Origin of the sequence: Streptococcus infantis, assembly GCF_015546995.1 — a bacterium.
Taxonomy (GTDB): Bacteria; Bacillota; Bacilli; order Lactobacillales; family Streptococcaceae; genus Streptococcus; species Streptococcus infantis_J.
In genome coordinates this window covers 1-13,002 of sequence record NZ_JADMUH010000016.1, presented here as the reverse complement: position 1 = coordinate 13,002, position 13,002 = coordinate 1, and the positions used below count along the sequence as shown (strand labels likewise).

The 13,002-nt window shown below is 40.9% G+C and carries 6 protein-coding genes and 2 pseudogenes; 1 reads left to right on the top strand and 7 read right to left on the bottom strand.

Annotated features, from left to right (window positions below; all coding sequences use genetic code 11):
- Positions 1–26: 26 nt before the first annotated feature.
- On the top strand, positions 27–218 hold the full coding sequence (locus I1J71_RS06340) for a helix-turn-helix domain-containing protein (protein WP_006155562.1): 192 nt from the start codon (positions 27–29) through the stop codon (positions 216–218).
- 208 nt (positions 219–426) lie between these two features.
- Here the strand turns inward: I1J71_RS06340 and pyrE are convergent, their stop codons facing one another.
- From pyrE to I1J71_RS08715, 7 genes and pseudogenes are all read right to left on the bottom strand, one after another.
- A complete protein-coding gene (gene pyrE / locus I1J71_RS06335; RefSeq protein ID WP_006148105.1) occupies positions 427–1,059 on the bottom strand; it encodes an orotate phosphoribosyltransferase in 633 nt (210 codons plus the stop codon).
- 30 nt (positions 1,060–1,089) lie between these two features.
- On the bottom strand, positions 1,090–1,791 hold the full coding sequence (gene pyrF / locus I1J71_RS06330; protein ID WP_195184141.1) for an orotidine-5'-phosphate decarboxylase: 702 nt from the start codon (positions 1,789–1,791) through the stop codon (positions 1,090–1,092).
- Between the two features lie 207 nt (positions 1,792–1,998).
- On the bottom strand, positions 1,999–3,264 hold the full coding sequence (locus I1J71_RS06325) for a cell division protein FtsQ/DivIB (protein WP_006148103.1): 1,266 nt from the start codon (positions 3,262–3,264) through the stop codon (positions 1,999–2,001).
- A gap of 9 nt (positions 3,265–3,273) precedes the next feature.
- Entirely contained in the window at positions 3,274–4,332 is a 1,059-nt protein-coding gene (locus tag I1J71_RS06320; protein WP_195184140.1) for a UDP-N-acetylglucosamine--N-acetylmuramyl-(pentapeptide) pyrophosphoryl-undecaprenol N-acetylglucosamine transferase, read from the bottom strand.
- 1 nt (position 4,333) lies between these two features.
- Positions 4,334–5,686: a UDP-N-acetylmuramoyl-L-alanine--D-glutamate ligase gene (murD, locus tag I1J71_RS06315; protein WP_036755420.1), complete on the bottom strand. Its 1,353-nt coding sequence runs from the start codon at positions 5,684–5,686 to the stop codon at positions 4,334–4,336.
- A 260-nt stretch (positions 5,687–5,946) separates the two neighbouring features.
- A pseudogene (locus I1J71_RS06310) lies at positions 5,947–12,471 on the bottom strand (SIALI-17 repeat-containing surface protein); the annotation flags it as partial.
- A gap of 251 nt (positions 12,472–12,722) precedes the next feature.
- A pseudogene (locus I1J71_RS08715) lies at positions 12,723–12,870 on the bottom strand (YSIRK-type signal peptide-containing protein); the annotation flags it as partial.
- Between the last annotated feature and the right edge of the window lie 132 nt (positions 12,871–13,002).

The window sequence follows — 13,002 nt, the reverse complement described above, 5'->3', positions numbered from 1 at the left end:
TAAGTTTTAACCCACTTTGGGCTACAATGAAGAAAAAAGAAATTTCTCAATATAGATTATTAAAATCAGGGATTGATAACAAAACCCTAGATAGTTTGAAGAAAAATAAAAACATAACTTTACTGACATTAGAAAAGCTATGTTGTATTTTAGATTGTCTTCCAAATGATATCGTAGAATTTATCGAAGAAACTCCTGACTATAATCAAAATCAATAATACCATCTTGGTTAGTTAAAATATTTAATGTAATTAAATAACTATATAGAGTTATTTAACCAATAATTGTAATCAACTCTTGGTTAAATTATTCTAGAAAAAAAACACATAAAATATAGATTTGAATTATCTTATTTTATGTGTTTTTTTGTTTTAGATATAATATTTCAGTTCAAATTAGAGTTTAAACCTTTGTATTTTCAATCTATTAGGCTTCTTGCCAATTTTCTTGGTCTTCTTTAAAGCGTTTAAGGAGAGCAAGTCCTTCTGGTGTAATGTAGCCTTCTTCTTGGGCTAGGTGAATGAGCTCACTGTAGTTTGAAAGAGTCACTAGTTTGACACCAGCATCCGCAAAGTTTTTATCTGCTTTTGGTAATTGATAGCTGAAGATAGCCACGACACCAAGCACATCTGCTCCTTCACGTTTAGCAGCAGCTACGGCTTCAAGAACTGATCCCCCTGTTGAAATCAAATCTTCAACAACAACCATCTTTTGTCCTTGAGCTACACGGCCTTCGATTTGGTTTCCTGCTCCGTGGTCTTTTGGTTTGCTGCGGATATAGGCAAAGGGTAGGTTCATCTTGTCAGCGATGATAGCACCGTGTGGGATACCCGCAGTCGCTGTTCCTGCAATCACTTCTACTTCTGGGAATTCTGCCTTGATGGCTTCTACAAAACCATTCTCAATCAAGGTACGTGTCTCTGGGTAGGCAAGTGTTACACGATTATCCGTATAAATTGGTGACTTGATACCTGATGCCCAAGTGAAGGGCTCTTCTGGTTTGAGGTAAACAGCTTGAATTTTCAATAGATGGCTAGCAATGTCTTTAGCAAGTGTCATGGGATTCTCCTTTGTATTTTTACTTTATTCTTATTTCCAGTCTTGTGTCCATTCATCCTTGATAGCATGATAAGCTACTACTGGATCAGGGGCTTGAGTGACTGGGCGTCCAACAACGATATAGTCACTACCAATATGATAAGCATCTGCTGGTGTCATGACTCGTTTTTGGTCTCCTACTGCAGCACCTGATGGACGAATGCCGGGTGTCAGGCAAATAAAGTCTGGACTGGTAGCTTCCTTGATGAGTTTTACTTCTTGAGCTGAACAAACCACACCATCTAATCCCGCTTCAGCGGTTTTTTTGGCATAGTGAATAACAGATTCTTGAAGACTGGTTTGAATATTTTGAAAGTCTCTCATTTGTTCCTCAGAGGTTGAAGTTAACTGAGTGACAGCAATTAATTTGGCTTCTTTTCCAAGTCCTTCACGCGCAGCCCTCATCATCTCAACACCACCTGCCGCATGAACATTAGTCATATCTACACCCAGATGAGACAAAACCTTCATGGCTGATTTGACTGTATTTGGAATATCATGGAGTTTGAGATCTAGAAAGACACTATGTCCCAAACCTTTCAGATAAGAAACAATCTCAGGTCCTGTAGCATAATAGAGTTCCATACCTACCTTTAGATAGAGGCTCTCTCCTGCTGGAAAAAGAGCTAAAAATTGCTTGACTGCCTCAAAACTTGGAAAATCAAGAGCAATAACTGGACGAGCTTCACGCATACTTTTCTCCTTTTACCTTTGTTAGCTAGAGAGCATGAAAAAAGGAACCTGCCTACAGCAAGGTTCCACGAAAAATGGGTAGTCTCCACCCTTTCACCGTCTAACCTTAGCTGCCTCTCTGGACTGCTTTAAAGGTTTTTTACTATTCTATTATTTAAAGCGGTACTTGTCAAGTAAAAACAAGTAACTGAACGAATCACATGAAACTTAGCGACTCTGTGTTGTTTGAGTCGTCTGTGTTGTTTGATCTTGATTTCCTTGCTCAGCTTGTTTTTTCTTCTCTTCTTCCTGCTTCTTCTTTTCCTCTTCTTTGGCTTTGACTCTTTCGTCATCCAGAGCCTTATCCACTAGACTATAGCTATAGATACCGACCTCCATGTCAATACCACTAGGAACTGTCAACTGTGATTTTATCTTACTATAGTAAGGTAACTTCTTCCCTAGTTCTGATAATGGCACCAAAATCTCGTCTGTATCATACATGGTAATCTTTAGAAGGTCACTTGTTACCTTACTTGGTGCAAGTTCAATCTTCTCAATCTCTTGCTTAATTTCTGGACTAACTTCATTTAGCTGAGAAATTAGGGTTTTAATCTGTTCATCATCGTTAAATAAAACAGATATGTATTTCTCAGGTAAGTTGTCAGAACTAACGGCAGTTGATTCAATACTTCCACTAGATAAGATTGGATAATGGCTATCTCCAGAAACAGAGTAGGCTACAATCTCAAATTCTTTAACTTCAATGGTGAAGTGAACTGGAAATTGATAAGTTATCTTAGCAGATTCAATCCAGTGATTTGATTTGACCATTTCCGCATGCTTATCTTTATTTAAGAGCAAGCTGATTGTATAGTCACTGTCACGAATGCCAGACGCTTCTCTAACTTGGTCTGCACTTGTCTGAACAGTACCTGTAACGTCAATATGTTTCATTGTAGCTAGAGGACTTAGTAGATAAATAGACAAGAATAAGATTATAAAACTTGGGACGAGGATTGTAACTGCTCGCCAGATATGTATAGAAGGAATGGCTGGTTTTGGAAGTTTACTCTTGGTTTTTACTTTTTTCTGTTTCTTAACCTTTTCGTCAGTTTTTTCTTTCTCTACTTGATCCTGACTCTTAGAGTCTTCTTGAGGAGTTTCCTCCGAATCTTTCTCTTCATTTGAAGTCTCATCGCTAGTATCCGAATCCTTCTCTTCAGATTTTTCGGATTCTTGGTCCACTTCTTCAGAACTCGTAGAGTTTTCTTCCGTTCTTTTGCTCAAATACTCCTGGTGTTGTTTTTGCCATTCTGACACTTCTTGAATGCTTTCAGAAGACTCTGATACTTGTTCTTCTTTTTCACGAGCTTCTTCTTCGGCACGTTTCGCCTCTTCTTCAGCCTTTTTTTGAAGATATTCTTGATTTCGTTTTTGCCACTCTGACAATTCCTTGCCTTGAGTGTCCTGATTCTTTTTATCCTTTGACATCAATTTTCCTTATGATAAATCTTTTTTTAGTAACTCATAAAAATCTGCCACAGATTTTAATTCCTGAGAATTCTTCATCTTGTTTTGGTAAATCTCTTTGTTGGTCAAGAGTTGATTTACTTTTTCTTCTAAAGTTGACAAAGTCAAATCGCTCTCTTGCAACTCCTCAGCATAGCCTTTCTTCACAAAATAGGCTGAATTTTCAATCTGGTCTCCACGGCTGGCTTCACGACCCAGTGGCACAATGACGTGCAATTTAGCCATAGCAAGGAGTTCAAAAATCGTATTGGCACCACCACGAGTGATGACCACATCAGCCATATTCATGAGTGGTTGATAGAGTTCCGTCGCATAGCCAACACGGTAGAGGTTTGAACTTAGTTCATTTAAACTAGCATCACCTGTCAGGTTGATGATATTATAGCGACTAGTCAGCTCTTCCTTGTGGTCTGTTACTAGTTGGTTAAAGACACGCGCCCCAGCAGAACCTCCAACAAATAGAAGAGTTGGTAACTTGTCGTTGAAAGAAGTTCGGATATCCACCATTTCTTCAGGTTCTTCCATAACTGGACCAGAAACCTTGGTCACAGCTCCTACATGTTCTACCTTAGTGAGACTAGACGCTTGCTCGAAAGTAGAGTACATCTTAGTCGCAAACTTATAGGCAATTTTATTGGCCAATCCCATAGAGAGGTCAGACTCGTGGATGAAGACTGGTACTCTGCATACTCGCGCTGCGATAACAGGCGGAACAGATACAAATCCACCCTTAGAAAAGAGGGCTTGTGGACGAACTCGAAGCATGATAAAGAGCGATTGAAGAATTCCAAAAGCAACCTTAAAGACGTCAACCATATTTTGCCATGAGAAATATCGACGTAATTTCCCTGTTGCAATCGAATGGAAGGTAACATCTAAACCTGACTTGAGAATTTCATGATGCTCAATCCCATTTTTATCACCAATATAGTGGACTTCCCAGCCATCTTCGATGAACTTAGGCATTAACAAAAGGTTGAGGGTAACGTGTCCAACCGTTCCCCCACCAGTAAATACTATTTTTTTCATATTATCCCTTTAATTCCGCTACAGTGTCGATGAAAAGGTCTCCACGTACTTCAAAGTTAGCATACATATCCCAGCTCGCATTGGCAGGACTGAGGAGAACAACATCTCCCTCTTCCGCAAGTTCATAAGCCTTACGAGTCGCATCTGCAATATCAGTCGCGTCGACATAAGCCACACCAGCTTTATCTGCTGCACGCTTGACACGTTCGGCAGATTGACCGAGGATGACCATTTTCTTAAGTCCAGTAATATCAGGAACCAATTCGTCAAACTCATTACCACGGTCCAAGCCACCGGCAATCAAGATAACCTTGCTATTATCAAATCCTGACAAGGCTTTTTGAGTTGCTAAAATATTGGTTGACTTACTATCGTTATAGAATTTAACGCCATTGATTTGGTCTACAAACTGGAGACGGTGCTTCACACCACCAAAGGCTGACAAGGTTTCCTTGATGGTTTTATTGTCCACACCACGCAGTTTAGCAACGGCAATGGTTGCAAGAGCATTTTCCACATTGTGGCTACCTGGAACACCGATTTCATCAGCTGCCATGACTTTTTCACCACGGAAGTAGAGAAGACCATCGTCAAGATATGCTCCGTCAACCTTTTCAAGTGTTGAGAATGGTACTACAATCGCGTTTGTCTTTGTAGCAAGCTCTTTAGCTAATTCCTGGTTGAAGTTCAATACTAAGTAATCATCTGCTGTCATATTGCTTTGAATATTCCACTTGGCTTCGACATAGGCATCAAAAGAACCGTGATAGTCAATATGCGTTGGCATCAGGTTGGTGATAACAGCAATTTCAGGATGGAATTCCTGAATTCCCATTAATTGGAAAGAAGAAAGTTCCATGACAAGGGTGTCCTTATCTGTCGCAGTTTGAGCAACCTGACTAGCAGGATAACCGATGTTACCTGATAAGAGTCCATTTTGTCCTGCAGCAGTCAGAACTTCACCAATCATGGTTGTGGTCGTTGTCTTACCATTTGAACCAGTAATTCCAACAATGGGTGCATCAGAAATCAAGTAGGCCAACTCAACCTCAGTCAAAACTGGAATGCCTTTTTCTAGAGCTTTTTCAATCATAGGGTTGCTATAAGGAATACCAGGGTTTTTCACCATGAGGGCAAAATCTTCATCCAACAATTCCAAGGGATGACCACCAGTTACAACCTTGATACCATCTTCCAAGAGACTTTGTGCTGCTGGATTTTCCTCAAAAGGCTTGCCATCATTAACCGTTACAATGGCACCCAACTTGTCCAAGAGACGAGCTGCAGACTCACCTGATTTGGCTAAACCTAGGACTAATACTTTCTTATTTTCAAATTGATCAATTCGTTTCATATCTAGAACTCCATTTCTACTCTTACTATTTTACCATTTTTATGAAAATAAAAAAGCCACAAAGGGCTTTCTTATTTGTTTTTTGTTATTTGAAAACTCAATTATCAAGTTTAGCATCTTTGTTAAGGATTTTTTTCTACCAAGAAACATAAAAAAGCGGACAAGATCTAGTTCTGTTTCTTGAAACTAGTTTGTCCACTTTTTATAGTTTAGATTGTTTTCTTGTCCAATCTCTATAATCTAAATACTGTCAGATTATTTTATTCTTCGTCTTTCTTCTTTCCCATTGCAAAGAGTCCAAGAAGCGCTCCCACAACACCTGCTGTTGCAAGGGTTGCATTTTCCTTAGTACCTGTTTCAGGGAGAATATGTTGACGGCTTGCAGGTGCCTGATAAGTCTTGTCTTGTGACATAGCAAGGGCTACAATCGACTGCTCATCTTTGTACTCCGGTACTTCATTGACCGCTGCTTCGGCTGCGTTCACGCCACCAGTATATTCTGGTACTTCGTTCACCGCTGCAAAGACTGCATTGGCACCACCTTTGTACTCTGGCACATCGTTGACCGCTGCTTCGGCTGCGTTCACCCCACCAGTATATTCTGGAACTTCGTTCACCGCTGCTTCGACTGCATTGGCACCACCTTTGTACTCTGGCACATCGTTAACCGCTGCTTCGACTGCATTCACACCACCAGTGTATTCTGGAACTTCGTGAACTGCTGGTTCGACTACATTCGCTCCTAAAGTATGTTCTGGTACTTCGTGAACTGCTGCTTCAACTCCATTCACGCCACCTGTGAACTCTGGAAATTCATGTACTGCTGGTTCTTCTCCATTCACGCCTCCAGTGTATTCTGGAATTTCGTGTACTGCTGGTTCTTCTCCATTCACACCGCCTGTGAACTCTGGAACTTCGTGTACAGCTGGTTCTGTCTTAGCGCTCTCAGCATCTGCCTTAGTCAATTGAATGCGGTATTCCTTAATATGTTTACCACTTTCTGAAACAAGATGAATCAAGACTGGAAGTTTATCATCACCACTATCAACAATAGTTGCTGCTACGTTTTCGCCAGCTTCAACTGTTACTTGAGGACGATTTCCACTGTAGGTTACTTGGTAATCCACACGATCTTCAGAGAAGTCAGCAATCTCTTTACCATCCACAAGAAGTTTTGCAGCTGTACTATCCTTAGATTCCTCACTTGGAGCAATGAAGGCCATTTCTGTAATAGCTACACCCTTGGTATCAGCTTTTCTATCCATGCGCCATCTCATAGCTTTAGCTTTAACTGGGGCAAAGGTTACATGGATATCAGTACCTGCTTGAATCTCTTGATCCGCACGGTATTCAACCTTCTCCCAGTTAGAAGTAGTGTTGAATGGATGTTCTGGATCGTATGGTTGGTAGTTAGAGTAGTATTCTGGTGAGTCAAATTCTGGTCCCACATAGCGCTCTAAGACTAGTTTAGAAGGTGCATCTGTACCACCATCTGAGAAGAATCGAATGCTTCCTTCAGCGACTGTACGTTCAACAATCTTGCCAGCTTCTCTAAAGATAACCCCTACTGAAACTTCTGGATTATCAGATGGAGCTGGAGACCAGTTGGTCCAACGACGGGTTTCATCATCAGAACCATCGTTAACATAGTCCACACGATCATGAGAATTTGGATCAATATCATTGGTTGCAGAAGCAAATGAACGGTTGCTATCGTCATCGAAGTCTGGGTTGTCTGATAGGTTTTCACCGAGTTTATCAGTCACACGTACTGCCACTTCAGCAGTTAAATCAGTACCTAAAACACGACCACGAACTGTAAATTCACCTGCATTCGCTAGATTTTCAGCTGGAACTTCATCCCATTCAACTGCCAAGTCTTTGACTTCATATCCATCTTTACCTGTGAAGTAAACAGCGACTTTCGCAGGTAACTCAAGTGTATGGTCCTTAGCAACCAAGCGTGATGATTTCACAGCAACAACAGGTTTACTTGCTAGCAAGTCTTTATCATTTGTAAAGTGGAGACGGTATTCACCTAGAATATCTCCGTTTTCAGCCTTAACGACAACACGAACTGGATCCCCTTCACGAACGCTTGGAATCACTGTAGCAATACCATTATCTGATACACTTGCTGTTACAGTTGGTGCTTGGTCTTCTTTAGCTTCTAGATAATAGTCAGTCAAGCCAGGGTTAAAGTTTGGCAAATCTTTTCCATCTACTTGGATTTGAGCTTGAGCTTTCTTAGCTGCAGCTACTTGTTTAGAGAAGATTTGAATTTCTGTAATGGAAGTACCCCATTTACCATCTGGTCTAACCATACGGATACGAACCGCATAGGTATTGACTTTATCAAAGCTAAAGTGAGTCATTTCTCCAGCTCTTACTTGATCTGGAGCTTTAAGATTTGTCACTCGTTTCCAGTTATTGTCATCGTTAAAGACGTGGTCTTCACTAGCTACAAAGCTTGGGTTCTTAGGAACTGTTGGAACATCTTTTCCTACATAGTATTCGATGACATAAGACTTAGGTGCACCGACACCGTGGTCTTCGTGGAAAGCAACATTGAGATTGTCAACCGAACGTTTAGACAGGATACCAGAATCACCAAAGAGGATTCCTACTGATGCTTCACTTGTACGTTTCCAGTTTGTCCAGCGGTTTGCCGGTTGATCATTAAATGAGATTAGTTTGTCATTGACATTGGCTACTGAGTCACTTGGATTTGAGTCTGATGCAAAGGCAAGTGGCAACTCTGAACCTGTCCACTGGTCAGAAATGTTAGCACCAGTTTCTGTCTGAGCAGAAACACGCACATGAAGTTTCGTTGGTAACTGAGTCCCTTCGACATGCCCTGTAACGGTAAAGCTACCTTCAGTTGCATATTGGCTTGGGTCAATAGCATCCCAAGTCACTTTAGCTGAAGATACTTGGCCGTTTGAGTGGTAAGTACGAACACTTTCTGGTAATTGAGGAGCTTCTGAAACTGGAGTTGTTGTAGTCACTTCTTCGACTGCAATGATACCTTCTACAGAAACTTTAGCATGAGCTTTGTTTTCAATTCCTTCTACTTTACCTAGAACATCAAAGCTGTGGTATTTAGCAAGGTCTTCCTTAGCAACTCCTTGCCAAGTTACCTTGTGAACTTTTGGAAAACCTTTATCGTACTCTACAGTTACTGTATCAGGTAGACTTGGTTCTTGGTTCAAACCTGTCACGACACTTACTGGACGAATGGCCTGGACAACTTTGCTTTCAGTATTTGCTTGAATGTTCAAGTCAATCTGACCTTCAGCTCCTTCAAATTGAGCTTTCAGAGTTACTTGACCTGGTTCGTGCAATTCAAGCATACCTTTACGAACAGCTACGTCTCCTTCACCTGATGTTGAGAAGGTTACCTTATCAGCTTTTAATACGGCCTGAGTTCCATCTTGATAATGAGCCAAGACTTTGATACCAACTGTTTGGTCTTCTTTCAGTGCGTCTGCATTTTCAACTTCTAGGCTTAAACGTTCAATCTGAGGAGCTTCTTGTAAGAATTGGATAGCATAAGTCTGAAGTGCTCCACCATCATTTGGTTGAACATAAATACTAGCACGCATACCATTTGCTTCGTTAGCTTGAATAACAGTAACTTGCGCATTTTCAGCTAAAGCTTTGACTTCAGGCAAAGTAGCTCCATAGGCAAGTTTATGATATAGAACTGGTTGGTCAGTTGAGAGCCCTTCTACAGGCTGGTCTGCAACAGTTACAGTCGGTACTACTGGTGAAGATGCTTGACCTTCGGCAACTACGAATGTAGCAGCGATTTCATCATCACCTGAAATTCCTTTAGCTTGAATACGAGAGCCTGGGATAGTTAATTTAGCTTGATCTTCAGCTGCAACTTCCCACCTATCAACGTCATAGCTTCCTAGAGTACCATCCGACAATACATAGCTAACAGATGGGTCAACCGTACTCAAATCTGTAGTTGGTGCAATTCTCTTAACTACAGGTAATTCTGCTTGGAGTGCCAAGACTTCAACACGCGCTTCTACATCTCTTCCTTCTGCCACACCTTTAACAGTAAAAATACCAGGTTGGTTGACATCAACTGCGGACCATTCTACCGGAAGTTTTGCACAACTGCCATCACTGTAGATAAATCCTACTTTTGAAGGCATTTTCGCTGCTTGACCGATTACTGTACGAACTTTAGGAACTTCTGTACCTAAAACAGTTTTTTCCTCTTGGTCTTTCTTACCTGTGAAGATAGTTGTTTGACCAGATTTCAAGAAATCAGAGTGGGCAGTCAAAGTGAATTTACCTGCTTGCTCAGTTGATTTGACAATCACAACACCCTTACCATTAAAGGCTTTGCGAATCCATGAACCATCTGCTTGTTCTTTGTAACGTTCACGGCTGGCTTGTTCCCCGTTATCCACACCGACAATCTGACCTTGTCCATGCAACTGGAAGCGAACAAGATTATTGGCTGTAGGAACTACGTTACCTTTACTGTCAACAATTTCGTAATAGATATAAGTGAGGTCTTTTCCGTCAGCTGCGATAGCATTTTCTTCTTTGACCAAACGAACCCCTGCAGGTTCTCCAGCGGTCACAATCTTATCACGAGCAATGATATTACCAGCTTCGTCACGAGCTACTGCTTCTAAAGTACCAGGTTCAAAAGCAACCTTCCATTCAAGGTAAAGTTCATTAGCGTTGGCACCTTCTTGGTAAGTACGTCCATCACTTGTTTGTTTTTTAGTAAATGTCTTCTTGCCTAGAGTATTACCATTCAAGAATAGTTCTACACTTGCCGCATTAGAATAGGCACGGACTGGAATATTACCATCTGCATCCGCTACATTCTCTTTTAGGGTAGGATTTTCCCAGTTCCAGTGAGGAAGCAAGTGAACCATTGGTTTCTTCTCAGCAGAAACCCATTGGCTTTGGTACAAGTAGTAATCATTCTTTGGAATACCAGCTGTATCTACGATACCAAAGTAAGAACTCTTAACTGGAGTTTGGTTTTGGTTGTGCCATGGAGTCGGTTCACCGATATAGTCCGTACCTGTCCAGATGAACTGACCTGCATAACCTGCATTGTCACGGTCAAAAGTCCAAGATGCTGTAGCTGTTTTACCCCAACCAACACGGTCATTACCGTAGTCTGATTGCTCGTAATTACGGTAAGCCTGATTGCTGTGGACCAATTCACGTTCTGGACGGAAATAACTTCCACGTGTACGAGTAGCTGAGGAAGTTTCAGAACCGTAAATCAACCAATTTGGATGTTTCGCACGAAGTTTCTTGTAGTTGTCTTCTGAATAGTTAAATCCAACCGCGTCAAGTTCATTGGCAATCTTTTCATGGTCACCACTACCATCACCAAAACGGAACTTATCTGCTCCCATAGTGACATAGCGTGTCTTATCAACAGCTTTGATAACTTGAACCAAGCGTTTAACTGTTGCTAGAGAACGAGGTTTCCCGTCTGCTTCACCGATTTCATTACCGATAGACCACATAACGATAGCAGGGTTGTTCTTTCCTCGTTCAACCATGGTACGAAGGTCAAAATCAGACCATTTTTCACCTTTTTTAGCTTCTGGGTGAGTAGCATCTTTATCAAAGAAGCGACCGTAGTCATACTGTTTCTTACCACCATACCAAGTATCGAAGGCTTCTTCTTGGACCAACAAACCAAGCTCAGCAGCAATCTGCAAAGTCTGCTCACTAGCTGGGTTATGAGTTGTACGGATAGAGTTTACTCCCATATCCTTCATTTGTTTAAGACGACGATATTCTGCCTTATAGTTTTCTTCAGCTCCAAGAGCTCCATGGTCATGGTGAAGAGAAACCCCATGGAATTTAATGCGTTCACCATTCAAAGAGAAGCCTTCATTTGGTGTCCAGTTATAGTAACGGTAACCAAACAAGTCCTTCTTTGCATCGACCAATTGACCATCACGATAAACACGAGTCACTAATTCGTAAAGAGCTGGTTTGTCGCTATGAACTGTCCAAAGTTTTGGTTTGTCAACTTGTAAAATAGCATTCAAGCTGGCTGATTGATGTGCTTTCAATACTTGACTAGCAGTACGAACTAGATCCGTTACAGCTTGACCATTACGTTCAATGATTTGATACTCAGCAAGAATTTCATGATCTTTATCATCAGTATTGACAATCTTACTTGTTACATGAGTATCAACCTTGCCATTCTGTTGTTTTTCAAGATCTGGTGTTAAGATAGTTGTTCCATTTTTCTCAGTATGGACCTTATCTGTGACTTGAAGGGTAACATCACGGTAAATCCCACTTCCTGAGTACCAACGGCTACTTGGTTGTTTGTTGATGGCATGCACTGCTACGACATTCTCGCGACCGTCTTTATAGAGATAGTCAGTGATGTCATATGAGAATTGGTTGTAACCATTTGGATAGTGACCAACTAGCTGTCCATTTACATAAACCTGAGAATCCATGTAAACACCATCAAACGTGATGCGTACATTCTTATTGAGGTCTTCTTCATCAAGTTTAAAGGTCTTACGATACCAAGCATCACCACCATTGAGTTGCCCACCTTCGTTTTGGGCAGGTGAGTCATGGTCAAAGTCATTGTAGATACTCCAGTCATGAGGAAGGTCTAATTTCTTCCAACTAGAAACATCGGCATCTGGCTTGACCGCATCTTTAGCATTGGCATTGAGCTTGAAATGCCAGTTTTGGTTGAATTCTACTTTTCTATCCTCAATCAACTGTTTTACCTCATCATTAGTTGCAGGTTTGAGCTCTGGTTTTTCTGTTTGAGCAGATTGATCCTGAGTCACAGCTGGAGCTTGCTTTTCAACATCAGAGGTTTCTTTTTTCTCAGGAGTAGTCTCAGTAGTTGGGGCTTCCACTTTTTTCTCTACTTCATACTTAGTTTCTACTGCTTCACTTTTAACAGTTTCTGTTGTTACAGGTTGTTCAGAAGCTTTTGAATCTACAGCTTCCTCTTTAGGAGTTTCTTTCTCCACTTTTTCTGTAGCAACAGCGACTGGTGTCTCATCCGCAGATACAGAATTTACACCTGCTAGATTTGCTCCAAATAAAACAGAGCATGTCCCGATAAGCACTGAGCATGTTCCTACCGTAAATTTACGGATGCTATAGATACTTTTGCGATTCCAATAATCTTTTCCCATAGGGTTCTCCTTGTTAAGTAACCGCTTCCATTTTTATTGAAAGCGCTATACTTTTTTGTAATTATTACTTCTATTTTATAAAATAATATAGGAAACTTCAATACTATGACTGTAAAAATCATACTTTTGATT